This is a genomic window from Paenisporosarcina cavernae (assembly GCF_003595195.1).
Taxonomy (GTDB): Bacteria; Bacillota; Bacilli; order Bacillales_A; family Planococcaceae; genus Paenisporosarcina; species Paenisporosarcina cavernae.
This window is the reverse complement of sequence record NZ_CP032418.1, coordinates 2,308,303-2,328,791: the sequence shown is the minus strand read 5'-3', so window position 1 is coordinate 2,328,791 and position 20,489 is coordinate 2,308,303. Positions and strand designations below refer to the sequence as shown.

Genomic DNA, 20,489 nt, shown 5'->3' with positions numbered 1-20,489 from the left:
AGACGGCAAATTATTTCTGTCCGCCTTGTACATGCCTTTCAAGAGCTTGTGCCTCCAAAGGTTTTCCATAATAATATCCTTGGTAAATATCGCATCCTAATTCCTTTAACACGTTCGATTGTTCCGAAGTTTCTACGCCTTCCGCCACGGTGCATATTCCTAAACTCTTTCCGAGATTGATAATGGTTGTAACAATTGCGAGTCCTTCTTTGTTTTCTAAATTTTGCGTGAAGGCTTGGTCGATTTTTAAATGATCGATCGGAAAGGAGTGCAAGTATTTGAGCGAGCTATAACCTGTACCAAAGTCATCCATCGCGATTAATACGCCAAGCGCTTTTAAGTCTTGTAATACTTGTATCGCGATATCTTCTTGCATCGCAATCGATTCTGTTATTTCCAGCATCAATAACTCAGGTGCGAGTCCTGTTTCCTGTAAAATCGCCGCAATTTTGTCGACCAAATTAACTTGATAGAATTGTCGCAACGACAAGTTGACCGAAACAGGTACATGCATAAGACCTCGTCGTTGCCACTCCACATTTTGTCGACATGCCTCTTTAATGACCCATTCTCCAATTTCGACAATCGTTCCTGTCTCTTCTGCAAGAGGGATGAAGTCCGCTGGTGAAACCATTCCAAGCTCTTTACTATTCCAGCGAATGAGTGTTTCTACCCCGTGGATTTCCAAGGTTTTCACATCGTATTGGGGTTGGTAATGAAGCACAAATTCCTTTTTTTCGATTGCTTCTCGAAGTAGGCTTTCCATTTTAAAATCACTTGTCGCTAAACCAGAAATTCCGTTGTTATATAGTTGGAACGCATTTCTGCCTTGACGTTTTGCGTGATACATCGCATGGTCTGCCGCACGAACGAGTGAATGTTGGTCACTTCCGTGAATCGGAAATTTACTGATACCAAGACTTGCAGTCACCACACTATGGAAACCATTTAAGTTATATGGTTTTGCGATTTCGAGTCCAATTTTCTTCGCAAGATTCGTCAGTTCTTCATCGGGAATATCTCGTATCAGAATGGCGAATTCATCTCCACCGTATCGGTAGATCGTCCCAAATTCTGCAATAAGAGACTGAATACGGTTTGCAGTATCCGTTAGTAAGCGATCTCCCGCTTCATGTCCAAGATGATCATTCACAAATTTAAAGCGATCTAAGTCCACAATCCATACACTGCAAGGAACTCGTTCATCAATCAGTTGTTGAAGCGTTTTGCTAAAAAGTCGTTGATTGCCCAGACCTGTCAAATTGTCATGGTACGCCATATATTCCATTAGCTCTTCATGCTTTCGAAGATGTGTCACATCTTTTCCGATGCAATGAATGTGTGTAATTGTATCGTTAAACATTGCTGGGATGAGTGTGATATGTAGAAGAACTTGCTCTCCATCGGCATTATGGAGACTTGTTTCGTATTGATACGGTTGTCCTTTTAACACGTTGGAAAAGTGATTCCATGTCTCTTCGTGCAGCTCTGGGTCAATGAAAGGCAGGAAAGGCTCGCCAATTAGTTGATCGCGCTGTACTCCTAAAATCGTTTCAGTCGCTTCATTTACTGCGAGAAAATTCCCTTCTAAATCGAACGTAAGTACAGGATCGATATTGTGGTCAAATAAAGCTCTGTAACTTTCTTCGCTTGCACGTAGTTTCTCATCGAGTGCAATGGATTCGGAAATATCGCGCGCAATCCCAATTAAGCCGGTAATTTCTTGATCAATAATAATTGGCACTGCCGTGACATCAATGGGAAAGGGGTTTTTGAATTTGTCTTGAATACATATTTGAAATTCCTGGACATTACCTTTAATAACTTCATAAAAATGCTGGTTAGTGCGGTCAAGATGCTCTTTAACAATTAAATCTCGGAAGCTTGTTTTGCCAATTTCTTCTGTCGAATATGACAAACGTGTAAGTCCAGCAACATTCATATTCGTGAACAAGCCTGTTTTATCAATCGAAAAAAGGATATCTGGATTGTAGAGGAAGAGAGATTCAAATTCAGATGTCGTTCGTTTTAATTCGTTACGAGTTTTTTGATGTTCGGTTGTATCAATGATCGTCATCACAATATATTTCTTTTTTTCCACGCCTTCCACTTCACGGATATTAATTTTTAACGATTTCCCTTTCATCGTTTCTTCTAAAGGGGATTCTTTGTATTCATAAGGGGTGTTCTGAGACTTATCACTGAACTTTTGTAAATCTGCATCCCTCGGTATTCCAAACATTTCTTCCCATGTATACGTACAGATGAAATCAGCGGAGAAGCCGAAAAGCTCTTCCGTGCGTTTGTTTGCATAAATAAATTGATGAGGTTTTTCATCCTCATCTGTCGATAAAATACAAATAGGCTCAGGAAATTTTTCTAATAGCAGATGAAAATCCTCGTGATGGAAGATGGTTTTTAAAGAAGCTAGAGACGGTTTAAACGATGACATGAGAATCCCTCATTTTCGTTAGAATCATACAGAATAGGTAAATACAAAAAGTATAACAGAATTTCCCTATTATTCGACAAAAACTGCGAGATTAAATTGGAGTGCACGGGCTGTGGCATGTGAAAAGATTCGCTCTTTCTATTTCATAGCGTTGTTTAGTTACTTAGTAGTATATAATAATTGTAAGAATATTAACAAAAATACGGAAGAGGAGGGTTTGTTTGGAAGCTTCCTTCGACGTAAACAACTACATACTATCACGTACTAACCAGAGAAAAGGTGACATACAAGAATGACGACGAAAGAAAAGTTTGAAAATCAGCAAGAAACAACGATGTCGATGGGATGGAAAACAATTTTTTCCATGATTCGAGATTCTTTGACGACACCATCTAAAAGACCAAAGTATCCATTAGATGCTGAAAAGGTATCGTTTCCAACGAAGCACGACGATTCCATCGAGATGATATGGTTTGGGCATTCTGCCTTTTTCTTTACGATAGACAATGTGAACATCCTTGTCGATCCAATGCTTGGAAAGCGCCCTTCTCCCGTCTCATTTTTCGGGGCAAAGCGCTACCCAACAACTCATCCTGTGCAAGTAAAGGACTTTCCGAAAATAGATGTCGTTGTGTTATCACACGATCACTATGATCATTTGGATAAGAAAAGTATTCAGCAAATTAATCATGAAGACATCGTCTACCTTGTCCCAAAAGGCGTCGAAAAACGGTTGACCAAATGGGGAATTAACGAAGCGAACATTCACGTTCATGGGTGGGAAGACAGCTCGACAATAAACAAGGTGACATTTTCTGCTGCACCTGCAAGGCATTTTTCGGGTAGAAGTTTGTTTGATCGCAATAGCACGCTTTGGTGTTCATGGGTTATCAAAGGGACTCGCGATACGTTATTTTACAGCGGAGATAGCGGGTATGGCCAACACTTTAAAGAAATTGGTACAACATATGGACCATTTGATGTGGCAATCATGGAATGCGGACAGTACGATTGGCGGTGGTCAGATATTCATATGACGCCAGAAGAAACCGTACAAGCGTTTTTAGACGTTAAAGGAAACGTACTCCTTCCTGTTCACTGGGGTGCCTTTACACTTGCCTTTCATCCTTGGAATGAGCCAGTCATTCGAGTAAGAGAAGCGGCTACTCAACACGCCGTGAAGGTGGCAACTCCTAAAATTGGAGAACGATGGAACCCAAAAGGAGCTACTCTACCGAACGAAAATTGGTGGAAGGCTTAAATCGGAAAAAAGTAAACATTGAAATATGAATAAGAGCAAGTTCCATAAATGCTAATGAAGATAACGAGGCAGGTGTCGAGACGTTTTATGGGAAATGAAAAGAATCGTCGCAAACCATCTATTTCCATTCGGGAAGCGATAGAATCGGATGCAGATCAACTAGTTCTTGTAAGAAAAACAATTGATACAGAAACAGAAAATATGGATCGGACAGAGGAAGAATCGACGATGACACTATCCGACATGAAAGAACTCATCGATTCGGATAGAAATTCACCGCATGCCCATTTCTTAGTTGCAGAAGTGGAAGGTAAAATCGTCGGTTTTAGTAGATGTGCCGGATCTAGTCTATCGAAGCTTCGCCATCAAGTAGAATTTGGTGTCGGAGTGGTGAAAGCATACTGGGGTTATGGTATTGGAAAACAGTTGTTAAACGAATCTCTTGCGTGGGCGCAACATGCTGGAAAAGTGAAAATGACGCTAAACGTATTAGACACAAATGAGAAGGCTATCCGATTGTATGAACGGTTGGGATTCGAAACCGAAGGTGTATTACGGGCAGATAAAAAGCTAGCAGATGGAAAGTTCTACAACACGATTGTGATGGGGAAATTACTGAATTGTGCAGGAAGTGAAAAGACATTTGCCGAATAAGGATAGATAGTATATAGGGGATGTTGCACTTCATTCCCTAAAACGAGAGGAACTGGAGGGAAGAACAGAATGGCGGAACTTGGAAAAAACACGGTAACTGTCGATGGAAGTACGTTAGTGATTGAGCGACTTATTGATGCACCGAAGGAGAAAGTATTTCGAGCATTTAGTGAGTCGGATCAACTAGCTGCTTGGTGGGGACCGCAAGGCTGGGAGACGGAGAATAAGGCTTTTAACTTTACACCTGGTGGCGAGTGGCATTACGGGATGACATGTAACGATCCAAACCAAGGAGACTTTTATGGTCAAACATCTTGGGGCAAAGCGACATTTGAGGAAATTGATGCACCGAATCGCGTACAATATGTGGATGCTTTTTCCGATGATGCTGGAACAACAAATTCGGAACTTCCTGTGATGCGAATCGTCAATGAGTTTGAGGAACAGGATGGCAAAACATTATTCCGCACAACGTCAGAGTTCCCAACAGAAGAGGAATTAAAACAAGTGATGGAAATGGGAATGCTAGAAGGATTTTCGTCCCAAATGGAGCGTTTAGACGCTTATTTAAACCAATAACTAATACGCGTGGAGTTGCGCAAGTGGCAACTCCATTTCGTTTGGAAGGGGTAATCATGAAACAAACATTAACGATCTTACATACAAATGATGTACATGCTAGCTATGCGCAATTTGTCAGACAGGCTAGTTATATAAAGAAGCGAAAGCAAGAGTTAGAAGTGGCAGGAGAAGCATATTTACTCATAGATGCTGGGGACCATTTAGACATGAGTGTAGATGAATGCTTAGCAACTAGAGGATCCGTGCATCTAGAGATGTTAGAGGAACTCCAGTATGACGCGATGACTGTTGGAAACAACGAACTAATTCGCGTGCCCCCTGAGGAAATCAGAGAGCTTAGTAAATCGTCTTCCGTTGCATGGTTGCTAGCGAATATAAAGGAAGCAGATGGCTCCGTTATTGGTGGAATGAAACCGTCCCTTCTAATTGAGAAAGCGGGTATACAAATTGGTATCATCGGCACAAGTGATCAATTTGAGGACTTATATGAGAATAAATATGGCTACCGCAACGAAGAAACTGTTTCGGTGATTCAACAACAAGCAGAACAATTGCGCGAACAAGGAGCTCAATTGATTCTTCATCTATCGCATTTAGGGTTTGAAGAAGACCGACGTATTGCGAAAGAATTAGTAGGGTTTGTCGACATTGTAGTAGGTGGACATTCACATACTGTCGTGGAAACTCCAGTCATGCAAGACGGGGTCTATATTGCGCAAGCGGGCTCTCTTGGGAATTATGTTGGAGAGCTGCAGGTGGAGTTAGAAGATGGAAAACTAGGATTAGTAGAAGGTTATTTAAAGGAAATCGATGAAGAGGTTCCGGAAGATCCGGCGATGTTAGCTATTTGGAGAAATGCACAACAAGAGACAGCCACATTTTTAGGAGAAAAATTGACGGTCCTTGAAACGGCGCTTTCGCACGAAGAAGTATTGCGCGAAATGGCAACGAGCTTGCAAGGGGTTTGGAGTGCTGATATTGGGCTCATGTACGGCGGTGGTTTTCTTGGAGGATTAGACGCTGGCGTAGTAACACGTGGGGATATTTTCAGTAAATGCCGAAGTATGCATTCTCCTATAGTAATGGAGCTTCGTGGGGATGCGATTATTTCATTAATCCGGGATCATAAAAAACCGGAGTACATGGCCAAACCGATTTACGGCAATGGTTTCCGTCCGCAAGGAACGATGATTGGGACGCTTGGATTTTCAGGGGTTACATGGGACGACATGAATGGTGAAATTAGCAACGTCCGAATCGGGGAAGAATCTCTGGAGGAGACGAGAATCTATACTGTTGGAACGGGAACGCCGATGTTATATGAGGAAGTATGTGGATATCCCGGCGTACGAGATGCATCGTTAGTAGATATTAAAAACCGTAAAATGGTGAAGGATGTGTTCTTGGAGTATTGTCGAGTGAAAGGGAATGTATAAGAAAAGAGGTATCTTGATTTTATGTATAGGGCTGGTCATGCTCGCGCTCGCATTTTACTTTATGATTATGACATTTTACGTGCCTCAAGTTGGACCAACAGGTGAGACAAAGGTATCCCGGTTTAGTTGGTTCATACTCATCGTAATGTTTTTTCAAGCAATCTATACTATTCCGTATGGGATATGGGTGATGAACAGTAATGACAAGTAAGGTAGTAAGAAATAGGAGGTTGGAAGTTGAATATAGAGTTATTGAGGCAGAACAAAAGTGCTTGGGAAGAAGCCTCAGAACGTTTTTTTGGACGTGACCCTTTACCGTCATATGGACCTATGACGCCATCAGAAGATTCCCTACAGCTTTTTCAAAATTTGAAAGGAGCAAAAGTGTTGGATCTCGGATGTGGTAGTGGACATTCATTGAAATATATGGAACGAAAAGGCGCAAGTGAATTATGGGGAATTGACCTGTCAAATTCACAAATAGAAGCTGCTAGAAACGTATTAAGCAGCACCGACCTACCTATTCATTTGTTGGAACTTCCGATGGAAATGAATGAGGGAATACCCACTAATTATTTCGATGTAATTTATTCGATTTATGCAGTAGGATGGACGACACATCTTGAAAAAACATTCATGAATGTTTCAAGCTATTTAAAACAAGGTGGTCAGTTCATTTTTAGCTGGGAACATCCAATGTATAATCGTTTAAATTTTATTGAAAACTCGATGGTAATGGAAAAAACATATTTAGAAGAAGGAATCTATCGCCATCCCGCATGGAATGAACCAGCATATATGCAGCAAGTGAAAATTAGTACATACGTTAATTTATTAATTTCCGCAGGATTTCATATTAAACAAATTGTAGAAGAGAGTGAGTTTGCAAATGAAGATTATTCCCGCTCATCCAATAGGTGGTACAATGCTTCAAAAGCATCGTATATTCCCACTACAATTATTTTTTCTTGTGTGAAAGTCTAAGGACACAAACTTGTTAGTGAAGGAGATATACATGGGAATTGATTCTATTTTACAGGCTTTTGGACTAATAAAAGCATCGTACGCATCTGTTCCAAACTCGTTTAGTTCTGAGGTGTACCGCGTTTCATTGCCAGAAAAAGTAGTGTTTGTGAAAGTACCCTACTCGAAAGAGAAATGGTATCGAGAAAAAGGATGGTTAACGTTTTTAGGAGGAAAACTGGCTGTGCCACAGTTACTCGGAATGATTGAACCGGATGAGAATTTTAATGGGGCATTTTTACTGTCAGCGATTCCAGGAGAACCTGTCGAGAACTTAACCACTAAACTGGCATTTGAAGTAGGGGTGCTACATGCGACGATGCATTCGATCCATTCCGAGGAGTACGGGACATTTACGGAGACTGGTTTTGAAGCAATTCCTAATAATGACTGGCGACAATTCATCTTGGAGGCAGCAGAGAGGTTCCAACCTTATGTGGAAAGAAGTATAGATGAAAAATTAGCAAAAGCGGCTTGGGAAAGAATACATAGAGATTTTGAGGCATTACCTGCCCCATCTCGACCGTGTGTCGTTCATATGGATTTTCGTTTAGCAAATCTATTAGTAGATGCCGATACGTTGACCGGTGTAATCGATTTTGAAAGTACTCGATTTGGCTCGCCTGAAATCGATTTAGTGAAACTGTATCGCGATTCTCTCGGGGCAAATGAAGAGCTGCGAATGGCCTATGAAGAGGGTTACGAAACAGTACGACCAAAAATACCGATGGATCAATTTATTGGGTTCTTTGAATTGTATGATGCGTTCAATTCGATTGGGTGGAGCGTTCAACGTGGTCTCGAGAAAAATCGAGGCTTTTACGGGGAAAGTTTAGCAAGATTGAAGAAAGCATTGGAAAAATTTCAATGAATCAGAGGAAAATGAAGGCTGTCTTATTTGACTTAGATGGTACGTTGTTGGATCGAGATGAATCGGTGCGAGCGTTTGTTGGCGATCAATATATTCGGCTCGAGCGACATTTTAAGGGTGTATCAAAAGCGAAGTATGTCGAACGATTTATCAAACTCGATAATCATGGCTATACCTGGAAGGATATCGTCTATCAGCAGCTTGTAAAAGAATTTGGGTATGAAACAATTACGTGGGAAGAATTACTAGAAGATTATCTAGAGGAATTTTCGACGCACTGTGTGCCGTTTCCAGGATTGATAGAATTAATGGTCGAGCTAAAGAAGCGTAATAAGAAGATTGGAATTATCTCGAATGGCTACGGCGAATTTCAACTTCGAAATATCCAAGCTCTTGGACTAGAGCAATGGATGGATTGCATCCTTATTTCTGAAACAGAGGATGTGCGATAACCAGCGAAAGAAATCTTCAACTTGGCATGTGAGAAGTTGGGAATAGTTCCAGCGGAAGCTGTATTTATTGGAGACCATCCAGTGAATGATATTGCTGGGGCAAAAGCGGCTGGGATGACGGCCATTTGGAAGCGAAATAGTGAGCAGGATTATGGGGATGCCGATTTCGTCGTGGACGATTTACTAGAAGTTGTAAAGATTTTAGATGCGGTAGATTTTCGCAAGCGAAAATCCTCTGATTGGTCCTAGGATTTAGGATATTTGTCGCTACTGCGGGACGATTGTCAGTGAAAAGTGGACGATTCTGAATAAGTTTGGACGATTCTTTGTATTCATGGGACGATTTTGAATGAGATCGGGACGATTTCTTTCGATTTACTAATAAGGAATTGGAAAACACAAAAATGAACCTATTCTTCCGAAGTAGGTTCATTTCCATTATTTTGTATATTTCTTTATCGCTGGTAAGATGTCATTTCCAATTAGCTCCACATTTTTCATTAAATTAGAAAATGGCATTCCGCCGAAGTCCATTTGTCCAATATAGCGTTGATGACCATATTGTTCTCGTTGATACAGGATTTTTTCTATGATTTGTTGAGGACTTCCTACGTTCATCACGCTATCTTTTTCTGCGCCGTGCATGAATTGGAATTTTGGAAAGCCTCGACCATTCGAGCGTTTCATCCCTTCGTCGATATACGGATGCATTTCATCAATTGCTTGTTGCGTCGTTTCTGCTACGTAAAAGAATCCTGCAGTTGCCACTGGTAAAGTAGAAGGATCATGCCCGTTTTCAAGCGCAGTCTGTCGATATACATCGATGGTGTGCTTATAGCTTTCAACAGGACCACCGAGTGTCGCCAACATCATTGGAACGCCAGCTCGTCCAGCTTTAATGGCACTTGCAGGTGGCCCTCCGACAGCACGCCAAATAGGAAGTGATCTATTCACAGGGCGAGGTAAAACTTGTGCATCCTTTAACGGAGCCCGAAAATTACCAGACCATGTAACGCGTTCTTCCGTATTAATTTTTCGGAGAAGATCGAATTTTTCTTCGTACAATTCTTCGTAATCTGCAACGTTATATCCTAAAAGTTCAAATAATCCAATACGAGAAGCGCGACCTGCAATCAACTCTGCACGCCCTCCTGAAATTAAATCGATGGTCGCAAAATTCTCATACACGCGCACTGGATCCGACGTACTCACAATGGTGGAAGAACTGGCGATTTTAATGTTCTTCGTTGCTTGCGCGATTGCTCCTAGTACGACTGCGTGTGCTTGCGTAGTGAAATATTCTTGATGGCTTTCCCCCACACTAAAAAAATCAATTCCTGCTTGGTCTGCTAGTGTTGCGAGCTCAATGATTTCGCTAATTCGTTGCTGGGCCGATATGCGTTCTCTTGTATGTGGGTTCGGCATATGATCGCCCAGCGTATATAAACCGAACTCAAACCCATCATTAAACTCCATTGTTCCCATCTTCATCTTGATGCCTCCCATTTTATCTTCTATGTTTGAAGTGTATCGTTAGTTGAAAAACCTGACAAAGAATGTGCCCGAAAGAAAGGAAGTGAACCATATGCGCTTATTTCATGTTAGCGAAGAAGCAGATATTGCATATTTTGAACCGCGAATACCTACCCGAGAAGACATGGACAAATCGCAGGCTCTCGTATGGGCGATTGATGAAGCGCATTTGCCCAACTTTTTAACGCCTCGTAATTGTCCGCGTGTATGCTATCATGTTTCCAAACAGACCACTGAACTGGACCGGAAGCTTTATTTCCAGCAGCCAGACTCAACCTATGGAATTGTATTGGAGAAGAAATGGGAGCAGGAAATGCAGAACACGGATTTGTATTTGTATGAATTCGATTCTCGTAATTTTAAATTGCTTGATGCGGTTGCTGGTTATTATGTCAGTAAGCATCGAGAAATCCCAAGTGCCGTATGGTATGTATCAAACCCTCTTCAAGCACTTAACGAGCGCCAAGTCGAGGTGCGATTTGTCGACAATTTATGGGAAGCGCATGATGCAATTATGCAGTCATCATTTGACTGGTCGATGTGTCGAATGAAATATGCGCAAAGCAGCCCAGGGAAATAAATTCTTTGAGAATAGAAGGTAGTTTTCTCGTTAAAGTAACTATTATCTGAGTGCTAGAAAGACGTTCGTATATCATATTTGATATAAAATATAGTAACTTTATCATTGTGCTGGCGCGTTAATCGCGAAATTGGTGCGATTCTTGAGAAAACGGTGCGATTTTTACAAAAAAGTTACGATTCTTGCGAAAAACGTACCAATCTTCCAGCATTATTATCGAACAATAATATAAAATCTAACTCGGTTTAGGAGTATACTGATAGGCAAAAGGCGGTTCGGAGGTGAAGTCATGTCGGAATTAATGGTCATTATGTTAGAGCGCGTAGGGATGATTGTCGCTGTGGCGTTCATTCTGACTCGTTTTGATTTTTTTAAAAATATGGTCTATCACGATACGTTAAATCGAAAACAAGAAATAACCGCGATTGCATTTTTCGGTTTTTTCGGCATTATCGGAACGTATTTTGGTGTGGCATTTAATACGAATACACAAGAATTTACAAGTGTAGCCATGAATATTGCGTCAGATGAGGCGATCGCTAATTCTCGCGTTATTGGGGTAGTTGTAGCGGGATTATTAGGTGGATATCGTCTTGGACTTGGTGCAGGGCTGATTGCCGGAATTCATCGGATAACGTTAGGTGGCTTCACAGGTCTAGCTTGTGGGATATCAACAATTGTCGCCGGTCTTGTAGCAGGCGCGTTTTATAAAAAAGGGAAAGACATCAAACCAGTCATGGCTTTTGCGATTGGTGCACTAGCTGAAACCATGCAAATGGGTGTCATTTTATTGTTATCGAAGCCATTTGAGCAAGCACTTTCTCTCGTGCAGGCAATTGGCATACCAATGATTTTAGCGAACGGAATTGGAACCGCAATCTTCTTGCTGATTGTGTATAACGTGATTAGTGATCAAGAAAAAGTGACGGCTCTTCAAGCGCAAAAAACGCTTCGCATTGCCAATCAAACACTTGGCTATCTTCGAAAAGGAATGACGGCAGATACTGCAGCAGCAGTTTGCGGTATATTGCATCGAGAGCTAGCGCCAAGTGCTGTATCCATGACGAATCAGACAGAAATTTTGGCACATGTTGGTCTAGCTAGTGATCATCATAAGGCGCATAGCCCGATTCAAACCAAAGTGACGAAAGAAGTACTTCAGCATGGAGAATTAATTGTCGCCAATGAGCAAGCGATTCATTGTATGGAAGAGAACTGTCCACTAGGAGCAGCGGTTGTTGCACCTCTTAAACAAAGAGGAGAAACCATCGGCACAATTAAGCTTTACTATCCTTCTGAAAAAGCGATTACAGACGTCAGCATGGAGCTTATTGATGGCCTAAGTTCGTTACTCAGTGATCAATTAGAAATTGCACATGCAGAACAATCGTACCAGCTTGCAAAAGAAGCGGAGATTAAAGTATTGCAGGCGCAAATTAGTCCGCATTTCTTATTCAACTCGATGAATATTATCGTCTCCCTCATACGTACAGACCCAGACCAGGCGAGGCAATTATTAAATTCGTTATCGTATTTCTTGCGGCAAAATTTAGCGGGAACAACTGCTAGTAAAGTGACGCTTCAACAAGAATTACACCACGTTCATGCGTATTTACAAATTGAGCAAGCACGTTTTATTGATAAACTTAGCATCACCTTAGACGTCGATGAAACGGTGTTGAATGAAATGATTCCTCCTCTAACATTACAGCCACTTGTGGAAAATGCCGTGAAACATGGCATTCGCAACATGGAAAAGGATTGTCATATTTCCATTTCGATTCAACCGATAGAAAACGAAATCGCGATAGAAGTGGCCGATAATGGAGAAGGTATTAACGAGGAGCGCCTAAAAACGATCGGTGTGAAAGAAGTTGAATCCATCGAAGGGACAGGCCTTGGTCTCTTCAATGTAAATAGACGATTGACGATGACTTTTGGCGAGAGAGCAGCGCTGCATTTTGACAGTACTGTAGGAAAAGGAACAACTGTACACTTCCGCATTCCTCATGTGAAAGAAGGTGAACACATTGAATCGTATTCGAGCGCTAGTAGTAGATGACGAACGATATGCACGAGAAGAATTAATATTTTTATTAAAAAAACATCCAGCAATTCACGTAATTGGAGAAGCCGAATCTGGAGATCAAGCGATAATGAAAGCAATTCAGCTCCAACCAGATGTCGTGTTTTTAGATGTGGAGATGCCAAAGCTTAGCGGAATGGAAGTAGCAAAAGCTCTAGTAGAGTTAAAGAAAGTACCATTCATCATCTTTGCGACAGCCTATCCGCAATTTGCGGCGAATGCTTTTCGAATGAATGCGGTGGACTATTTGTTAAAACCATACGACGAAGACCAACTATCACAAGCGATTCATCGAGTGGAAGAGCGCTTATCACGTCACGTCAAACAAGAGTCGAATTATTTGTTAGGAAAATTGCCAGTGGATCAAGATGGGGAAATCCATTATGTCGATATTGATTCCATTCTATACTTGTGTCGAGAGGAAAACGTGACGAAAATTGTGACAGAAGAAGCGGACTATGATGTCCGTACTCCATTGAAAGATTTAGAAACGAGACTTTCCACATACTCATTTTTTCGAATTCATAAAAGTTATTTAGTGAACTTACACTATATTACGCGTTTAACACCATGGTTTAACGGTGCGTATCATTTGGAACTACATGGAAGAACGGAAAAATTATCTGTCAGTAGAAACTACGTCAAACAACTAAGAGAGCGATTGGAGATGTAATATACACGATGCATCTTAACCGCAAATTTCGACATCATAATCCCGAAATCACACATGATAACCTATTTCCCTCTTTTTTTAGAAAATTTCCATTACTCTAAATGAAAGCGTTATCATTTTAAAGGGGGAATTTTCATGGTTACTTTTTTAGTGGGAATCGTGCTTCTTATTGTAGGGTATTTCACTTACGGTAAATTTGTGGAAAAAGTTTTCGGAGTGAAAGAAGACCGAGCAACACCTGCATTCACGCAGGCAGATGAAGTCGACTATGTTCCGATGAATACGAAGAAAAACTCGTTAATCCAATTGTTGAACATTGCAGGAGTTGGACCGATTTTCGGACCAATTATGGGAGCATTATATGGCCCTGTTGCATTTATTTGGATTGTCGTGGGGGCAATCTTTGCAGGAGCTGTCCATGATTATTTAACTGGCATGATTTCGATCCGAAATCGTGGAGCTCACTTACCAGAACTTGCGGGTCAATATTTAGGTAAAATTATGAAGCATGTTGTAAATGCGTTCGCGGTATTATTATTACTTTTAGTTGGTACTGTATTTGTTACGGCACCAGCGGGACTATTGTATAACTTGATGAACGGTTGGATGGGAATGGGTCTCATTCTAGCGGCAATCTTCATCTACTATATTTTAGCAACGTTGTTACCAATCGATAAAATTATTGGTCGCGTTTATCCGTTATTTGGACTTTTACTGATTATCAGTGCAGTTGGAGTAGGAGCTGGAATGGTCATTACAGGGGCAGACATTCCGGAACTGACATTAACCAATTTACATCCAGATAATGTGCCAATCTTTCCATTGTTATTTTTAACTATTTCATGTGGAGCACTTTCAGGATTCCATGCCACACAAACTCCGATTATTTCTCGTACGACGGAATCGGAAAAACAAGGTCGAAAAATTTTCTACGGGATGATGATTGCAGAAGGTGTCATCGCCATGATTTGGGCAGCAGCTGGAATGGCATTATTTAACGGACCAGTCGGGTTAAATGAATTACTTGCAGCTGGTGGACCAGCAATGGTTGTCAGTGAAGCGTCTACTATGTTACTTGGAGCAATCGGTGGGACACTAGCGATTCTTGGTGTAATCATTCTGCCAATTACATCTGGAGACACAGCTTTCCGCAGTGCTCGTATGATTATTGCGGACTACTTCAAAATGGGGCAATCAAAAATATTGAGCCGCCTATGGATTGCATTACCACTGTTTATTCTTTCATACGGCTTAACAAAAATTGACTTCACATTATTATGGCGCTATTTCTCTTGGGCGAATCAAACAACCGCTGTAATTGCATTATTCGTCGGAGCGATGTATTTGTACATTGCGAAGAAAAATTACTGGATTTCCCTTATTCCAGGGATCTTCATGTTGTATACAACCATGGTGTACATTTTAAATGCGCCAATAGGATTCCGATTAGATATGGGCATAGCCTACATCGGAGCAACCGTGATTACGATCACACTTGTTGCGACATTCTTTGTGGCTGCGAATAAAGCAAGAGCAGACCAAATTCCACTAGAAGAAGACGTTTCCGGTTGGAGTCCTTCAGTCGCTCGATTATAAGAGCTATTCAAGCATCCCTTTCCTCATTGAGATTATTCAATTGGAAAGGGATTTTTGTATGGAAATAAAATGCTTTCTACGTTATCGGAAATGAATGGCGTGTTAATGTGAAAAAACAGATCTTCCTGTTTCGAAAAATACTTCTTACAATATCTATACATAGTTTGTTCCAATTCGCACATTCTACTCATGATGACTATTTAGGAGGAATGTGAGTGGGAATTTTATCTGGTAATGCAAAAGACGAGCCGTTGCACGAAGGAGAAGTTTTTGGGATATGGTCGTACATGTTAGCGAACAATGGACTCAAAAGTTTGTACCAATTGTTCATTAATCATGCCGGGGATAAAGAATTGATTTCTTTATTAAAAGACGCAGTACAAACGATTCAAACGGAAGAAAACCAAACAGGAGAATTGCTGAAATCGAATGGGATTGGACTACCTCCAACGTTGCCAGATCGTCCGCAAGCGACCGCCGAACAAATTCCAGTAGGTGCGCGAATTTCTGACCAAGAAATTATGGGAATACTGTCCATGAATGTTGCTCAAGGTTTAGTAGCCTGCAGTATGGTAATGGGACAATGTTTACGTGAAGACGTTGGGATGATGTTCGGCCAATTTCACGCGGCGAAAGCATTAATGGGTGCAAAAGTTTTACGTTTAACAAAAGAAAAAGGGTGGGTAGTTCCACCGCCACTGCATTCGACACCAGAATTTTCAAAAGCGTGAACCAAAGCCCGGGAGAAAGACTCTCCTGGGTTTATTTCTACTAAATGAGGTGAAAGAGATGAAAAAAGAACAGTTATTAAAAACAGAAGAAAGCTCCATGGCTGCACCAAACTTAGATAATCCGGAGCGTGTGACAACCGATTCCATCAGTTTATTCGATATGCATGAAGATATGCAGACAGTAGATACGATCGCGATTAGTGAGCTAAACAAACAGGTGTTAAATGAACGAGCAAGATATGTCACAAAAGATCCGTCAGCGAATTCGGATGTTCATCCAAATTGAGGTACACTTAAGAAAAACACGTGTAAGGAGAAATGGATGAAATTTTATATTGCCGCTAGTTTGCGGAACAGAGAATTGGTCAGAGAAGTTTCGATGTCCTTATCGTTAAAAGGACATATACATACGTATGATTGGACGAAGAACAAACAGATTGAATCAATAGAAGATTTAGCTCGGATTGGTTCGGAAGAAATCGAAGGAGTAGCAGCTGCAGATACAGTTATTGTGCTCCTACCGGCTGGAAAAGGCAGTCACATCGAAATGGGAATGGGGATTGCCCTTGGAAAGCGTGTCATTATTTATTCGGAAAATACAGATCTAAACCTTTTAGCAGAAACTAGCACATTTTATCATGTGCCAGAAGTGGAACAAGTAATCGGTCCAATAGAGGGATTATATGATTATTTGGAGAATAAAGGTAGGAGAGAGTGTAAGTAAACTAGCACAACTACCGAGACTAGCCGATCATTTTCAGGCTCATTGGTTGTGAAGGAGGAATAGAATGGTCTGGATCTCATTGTTGATTATCCTTGGATTGTTTTTAATTGCTTTTCTAATTGATCGACGAAATAAGAAGCTGAATAATCACTCACAGAATTCATTGAACTCTCATGCAAAACAAGGCGAGAGCACAAACTTTACGATGGGTGACAATAGATATACGAGTGGTGGAGAATAAGAAATCATCTCAAACTTAATAAAGACAAGAATAGAAAGAAGAAGAACTTCCATATACGTAGAAGTTCTTTTTTTAGAAGCAACCATCATCGCTAAATCTAATTCTAGTCATGTAATTTTCGTACCCAATACGCATCATTTTGACCAGGGGAAGACAGTTTAAAGATATCGTCAGAGTATATTTTGACCTTGTCACCTATCTCCAAGTTGTCGAAAAGAAAGTCCGGATAATACGAAGGTAAGTAATAGATGGTTCCTCCAAATTTGTGCGTTTCAGATAATTCCTTCTTTGTTTTCCCTTCCACATGTTCATTTTTGTTTAACTCCACTACCCAAATGGAATTCTTTTCACCATTGGATCCTTCCGAAACGCCAATGACTGTACCTGAATAAGTGTGAATATGGAAGAAAAAAAGAACCATTGCAAAAAGGACGAGTAAGAGTGCGACCACAAGTAAGGATGTAAATTTCTTCTTTGTCATTCGTTCCTCATCTCCTATAGAAAGTTGACTATATCATACTATATATTTGATGGTGTTATCGTTTTTTGGATGAAATAAATAACTAAAAAAATGACTTTTACTCACTTGAAGAAAAGTCGCACACTCTCAGTGAATGAACATTAACTTTACTTAAGGAAAATAGTGGTAACAAACGTAACGAATCATTCGTCTACTTAGTGTGAACATGAGAATGGATGAAAGGAAGAGATGGGATGCGAAAAGAGATGCATCTACTTTTAGTACTAGTAGTTTTGACAGGTTGTTCCAACAATTTTACGAAAACGGAAACCACATATGTATTTGGGAATCCGGATGCAGATGAAATGTTGGAAATGGACCCGGATGTGGATATGTTTCAGTGGAACGATGGAATTTATGTGACTGATATCGCGTGGGTGAATGCGTTAGAAATAGAGATCGATCAAGAAGTTGGCACTATTACAAATCAATCGTATGATCCGGAAGCGTTTGCAAATGGGACGTCAACGAAATTGCCAATTGGAAGTGTGATTTTTTCGGTAAAAGATCAATCGAATATTTTGATCGTAAAAGATGGAGAGAAGTTAATTCGTTATTTGCATTTAGTGGAGGGATAGAGGATATTGATAGCGGTCAAATGATGAGCATCACTTGGCCGCTTATTGAGTTAGTTTCGAAACAGATTGAACCAGCCTTTCCACTTGAACCAGATAAGCATTAGCACCGCGATTACTACCATGATTCCAATCGTGATGAAATAGCCATAATCTGTCTCGAGTTCTGGCATGTGACGGAAATTCATGCCGTAAACTCCGGCAATGAACGTCAATGGAATGAAGATAGAAGAGATAATCGTCAAAATCATCATAATTCGGTTCATGCGTGTCGAGTTCATCGCCATGTAACTATCTCGGATATCGGCAGTGAGCTCTCGGTTCGAATCAACAATTTCGGTCAGTCGGACAAGATGATCCAAAATATCGGAAAAATACGTATGTTCATGTCCTTTTATGTCCAGTCGAGTAGAATTTAACACTCTGTAGATTAAATCGCGCATTGGAAGGATTGTACGTCTCATCCATAACAAATCACTGCGTCGATCAAAAACAGAGTCCATCGAAAAATGACGCATATCATACGTCATCGTATCTTCAATTTCGTTTAGTTCATCTTCAATTTTATGTACTAATGGGAAGAAATCATCGACGATCTTATCTAGAATTTCATACATAACAAAAATTGCGCCACGGTCCCACGTTTCATGATGATTTGGAAAACGTAAACGTAGGCGGTCTACTTGATTAATTGGTTCGTGATGAAAAGTGACGACAAAGTTTTTTCCAATGAAAAAATCAATCTCTTCGGCTTCTAGCGTTTCTTTATTCAGCGTATGCGCAACGAAAAATTGATAGCCATCATAATAATCTACTTTTGGTCGCTGTAACCGGTGTAAACAGTCCTCGACTGCTAGTGGATGAAAATGAAAGAAGGTATCTAGTAATTTGGACTCCTCAGGTGTTGGTTGATTGAAATCAACCCAATACCAATCAAAATCAGCAGAATGAGCTTCCTCTAAAAGGAAATCCATTAATAGTTCATTGTTTTTTGAAACACCAAGTGTTCGAATCATCGTATCACGCTCTCTACTCAAAATTTACGTCTTTTTTACATATTTCCCATATTGTCTTCATAGTGTAACTGTACCCTTTAATGAAGAAAAGAAAAAGGAGCGGATACGTAGGTTGAAAATAAAAATAGCGACGATTCCAATGACCATACTGTCATTTCTAGCAGTTGGAAGTATGATGCATGTAAAAAAGAATTTTGGTAAGAAGAGTCAATCGATTCCGATTCACTACGTACGATAATCCTTTTTCCATTACTCTACAGGCGACTGTGGAGTTTTTTTATTTTCCCGACGATTCGAGACTTCGAGTAAGATCCGAATTTTTGTGAGCTCTTTTTGCATTTCTTTCAAGCGTTTTGAACTCTCTATTGCAGAATTCACACCCAAAGTAATGGCAAAAAAGAGCAAGACAAGTCCTATAATTCCAATGAAGAGTTCCATCTAACGCTCACCTCTTTGGAAAGCAATATTTTCCTGTTCCAAGCGGGATACTTCATTCTCCAATAAGCTTAAGCGTCGATGAATTCGATAAAATATCGGTGCATAGGCAACCACGATTAGAATCAACCAACCCATCAAAATTCCTCCTCACATTTCTGGTATATTTAGGATATCAAATCTACGTATGGAAAAATAGAGGAGCTTTAATATGGAAGTGAAATATGCGGTGTATCGTTCGATAACACCAGAAGATGTATTATCAACGATTTATGCAATATATGATGAAATCTTCGAGGATATCGACTTGTTTTCTGAGAAATTAAAAGAGAAAAAAGAGTTATTGCTTGTGAGTGCTCATGTAGGAAGTGAAGTGATTGGTTTTAAACTCGGATATCAGCTAAACGAGGAAATATTTTATAGTTGGTTAGGAGGAGTTTCGCCTGCTTATCGACAGGCTGGTATTGGACAAGAGCTGATGACTATTCAGCATGAAAACTTACAGGAATTAGGCTATTCATGCATTCAAACGAAAACGATGAACAAATGGAGAAGTATGTTAATCCTAAACATCAAAAATGGTTTTGATATTGTGGATACATATCGGAAAGATAACGGAGAACATCGAATCGTATTGGAGAAAAAGTTATAATAGGAAATAGCTTATCGAGACTAGGAGGAATTCGTTTGAATGCTGTCCCAAATTGCCCCAAATGCGGTTCGGAATATACATATGAAGATAGTGGGTTATTTGTTTGTCCAGAGTGTGCTCATGAATGGTCACAAGTATCGGAAGAAGTAATAGAAGACGGTAAAATGGTGAAGGATGCCAATGGCAATAAGCTTCAAGATGGGGACACCATTTCAGTGATCAAAGATCTCAAAGTAAAGGGGACTTCTATGGTCATCAAAATAGGAACGAAGGCGAAAAATATACGTTTAATAGATAGTGACCATGATATCGACTGTAAGCTAGACGGCTTTGGACCAATGAAGTTGAAGTCGGAATTTGTGAAAAAAGTGAATTAAAAAAACGATGCTTCCGAAA

The 20,489-nt window shown here is 40.4% G+C and carries 24 protein-coding genes and 1 pseudogene; 19 read left to right on the top strand and 6 right to left on the bottom strand.

Translation table 11 applies throughout. The features are described 5' to 3' along the window. Positions 1-10: 10 nt before the first annotated feature. Positions 11-2,452 (bottom strand): sensor domain-containing protein, encoded by a 2,442-nt coding sequence (locus D3873_RS12055; RefSeq protein ID WP_119884246.1) that lies wholly within the window; start codon positions 2,450-2,452, stop codon positions 11-13. Positions 2,453-2,744: 292 nt separating this feature from the next. Here D3873_RS12055 and D3873_RS12050 point away from each other — a divergent pair, with 292 nt between their 5' ends. The 7 genes and pseudogenes from D3873_RS12050 to D3873_RS12015 all read left to right on the top strand — a co-directional run bounded on the left by D3873_RS12050 (position 2,745) and on the right by D3873_RS12015 (position 8,980). Further along, positions 2,745-3,713, top strand: coding sequence for an MBL fold metallo-hydrolase (locus tag D3873_RS12050; protein WP_119884245.1), 969 nt, complete (start codon positions 2,745-2,747; stop codon positions 3,711-3,713). Positions 3,714-3,800: 87 nt separating this feature from the next. Then, on the top strand, positions 3,801-4,367 hold the full coding sequence (locus D3873_RS12045) for a GNAT family N-acetyltransferase (protein ID WP_119884244.1): 567 nt from the start codon (positions 3,801-3,803) through the stop codon (positions 4,365-4,367). Positions 4,368-4,436: 69 nt separating this feature from the next. Then, entirely contained in the window at positions 4,437-4,946 is a 510-nt protein-coding gene (locus tag D3873_RS12040) for an SRPBCC family protein (protein WP_119884243.1), read from the top strand. 56 nt (positions 4,947-5,002) lie between these two features. Then, complete coding sequence (locus D3873_RS12035; protein WP_162920199.1) at positions 5,003-6,385, top strand: bifunctional metallophosphatase/5'-nucleotidase; 1,383 nt, start codon at positions 5,003-5,005, stop codon at positions 6,383-6,385. A 237-nt stretch (positions 6,386-6,622) separates the two neighbouring features. Beyond that, entirely contained in the window at positions 6,623-7,369 is a 747-nt protein-coding gene (locus D3873_RS12025; protein ID WP_119884240.1) for a class I SAM-dependent methyltransferase, read from the top strand. Between the two features lie 31 nt (positions 7,370-7,400). Beyond that, positions 7,401-8,279: a phosphotransferase family protein gene (locus D3873_RS12020; RefSeq protein ID WP_119884239.1), complete on the top strand. Its 879-nt coding sequence runs from the start codon at positions 7,401-7,403 to the stop codon at positions 8,277-8,279. Then, positions 8,276-8,980, top strand: a pseudogene (locus D3873_RS12015) (HAD family hydrolase). Before D3873_RS12020 ends, D3873_RS12015 begins: the two are co-directional and overlap by 4 nt. A 189-nt stretch (positions 8,981-9,169) precedes the next feature. On the opposite strand, the gene D3873_RS12010 reads toward D3873_RS12015, so the two are convergent. Then, positions 9,170-10,222, bottom strand: a complete 1,053-nt coding sequence (locus tag D3873_RS12010) for an LLM class flavin-dependent oxidoreductase (RefSeq protein WP_119884238.1) — start codon at positions 10,220-10,222, stop codon at positions 9,170-9,172. A 94-nt stretch (positions 10,223-10,316) separates the two neighbouring features. On the opposite strand from D3873_RS12010, the gene D3873_RS12005 reads away from it, so the two are divergent. The 8 genes from D3873_RS12005 (at position 10,317) to D3873_RS13490 (ending at position 16,895) form a co-directional block, all read left to right on the top strand. Beyond that, positions 10,317-10,844, top strand: coding sequence for a DUF6886 family protein (locus tag D3873_RS12005; protein ID WP_119884237.1), 528 nt, complete (start codon positions 10,317-10,319; stop codon positions 10,842-10,844). Between the two features lie 289 nt (positions 10,845-11,133). Next, positions 11,134-12,906 (top strand): sensor histidine kinase, encoded by a 1,773-nt coding sequence (locus D3873_RS12000; protein WP_119884236.1) that lies wholly within the window; start codon positions 11,134-11,136, stop codon positions 12,904-12,906. Next, on the top strand, positions 12,875-13,603 hold the full coding sequence (locus tag D3873_RS11995) for a LytR/AlgR family response regulator transcription factor (protein WP_119884235.1): 729 nt from the start codon (positions 12,875-12,877) through the stop codon (positions 13,601-13,603). The genes D3873_RS12000 and D3873_RS11995 overlap by 32 nt, the downstream gene beginning before the upstream one ends. A 135-nt stretch (positions 13,604-13,738) precedes the next feature. Further along, positions 13,739-15,199, top strand: a complete 1,461-nt coding sequence (locus D3873_RS11990; RefSeq protein WP_119884234.1) for a carbon starvation CstA family protein — start codon at positions 13,739-13,741, stop codon at positions 15,197-15,199. 215 nt (positions 15,200-15,414) lie between these two features. Beyond that, positions 15,415-15,930, top strand: a complete 516-nt coding sequence (locus tag D3873_RS11985; protein WP_119884233.1) for a DUF3231 family protein — start codon at positions 15,415-15,417, stop codon at positions 15,928-15,930. Between the two features lie 58 nt (positions 15,931-15,988). Further along, positions 15,989-16,216: a hypothetical protein gene (locus D3873_RS11980; protein ID WP_119884232.1), complete on the top strand. Its 228-nt coding sequence runs from the start codon at positions 15,989-15,991 to the stop codon at positions 16,214-16,216. Positions 16,217-16,252: 36 nt separating this feature from the next. Further along, the gene (locus tag D3873_RS11975) at positions 16,253-16,654 is read left to right on the top strand and encodes a nucleoside 2-deoxyribosyltransferase (protein ID WP_119884231.1); all 402 of its coding nucleotides are present in this window, start codon (positions 16,253-16,255) and stop codon (positions 16,652-16,654) included. Positions 16,655-16,718: 64 nt separating this feature from the next. Beyond that, positions 16,719-16,895: a hypothetical protein gene (locus tag D3873_RS13490; protein WP_162920198.1), complete on the top strand. Its 177-nt coding sequence runs from the start codon at positions 16,719-16,721 to the stop codon at positions 16,893-16,895. A gap of 103 nt (positions 16,896-16,998) precedes the next feature. Here the strand turns inward: D3873_RS13490 and D3873_RS11970 are convergent, their stop codons facing one another. After that, entirely contained in the window at positions 16,999-17,376 is a 378-nt protein-coding gene (locus D3873_RS11970) for a DUF3221 domain-containing protein (protein ID WP_119884230.1), read from the bottom strand. 233 nt (positions 17,377-17,609) lie between these two features. On the opposite strand from D3873_RS11970, the gene D3873_RS11965 reads away from it, so the two are divergent. After that, positions 17,610-17,993, top strand: coding sequence for a hypothetical protein (locus tag D3873_RS11965; RefSeq protein ID WP_119884229.1), 384 nt, complete (start codon positions 17,610-17,612; stop codon positions 17,991-17,993). A 50-nt stretch (positions 17,994-18,043) separates the two neighbouring features. Here D3873_RS11965 and corA read toward each other — a convergent pair whose 3' ends face one another. Then, complete coding sequence (gene corA, locus D3873_RS11960; protein ID WP_119884228.1) at positions 18,044-19,006, bottom strand: magnesium/cobalt transporter CorA; 963 nt, start codon at positions 19,004-19,006, stop codon at positions 18,044-18,046. Positions 19,007-19,118: 112 nt separating this feature from the next. Between corA and D3873_RS13655 the strand changes: the two genes are divergently transcribed. Continuing rightward, a complete protein-coding gene (locus D3873_RS13655) occupies positions 19,119-19,244 on the top strand; it encodes a hypothetical protein (protein WP_274379953.1) in 126 nt (41 codons plus the stop codon). Positions 19,245-19,255: 11 nt separating this feature from the next. On the opposite strand, the gene D3873_RS11955 is transcribed toward D3873_RS13655, so the two are convergent. Both D3873_RS11955 and D3873_RS13650 read right to left on the bottom strand, forming a co-directional pair. Beyond that, positions 19,256-19,444, bottom strand: a complete 189-nt coding sequence (locus tag D3873_RS11955; RefSeq protein WP_119884227.1) for a hypothetical protein — start codon at positions 19,442-19,444, stop codon at positions 19,256-19,258. Then, entirely contained in the window at positions 19,445-19,579 is a 135-nt protein-coding gene (locus D3873_RS13650) for a hypothetical protein (protein WP_274379952.1), read from the bottom strand. It abuts the gene before it with no gap. A gap of 73 nt (positions 19,580-19,652) precedes the next feature. On the opposite strand from D3873_RS13650, the gene D3873_RS11950 reads away from it, so the two are divergent. Continuing rightward, positions 19,653-20,093 carry a GNAT family N-acetyltransferase gene (locus D3873_RS11950; RefSeq protein ID WP_119884226.1) on the top strand — a complete coding sequence of 147 codons (441 nt, stop codon included), beginning with the start codon at positions 19,653-19,655 and terminating at the stop codon, positions 20,091-20,093. A gap of 35 nt (positions 20,094-20,128) precedes the next feature. Then, entirely contained in the window at positions 20,129-20,470 is a 342-nt protein-coding gene (locus D3873_RS11945; protein ID WP_119884225.1) for a zinc ribbon domain-containing protein YjdM, read from the top strand. Positions 20,471-20,489 lie beyond the last annotated feature (19 nt).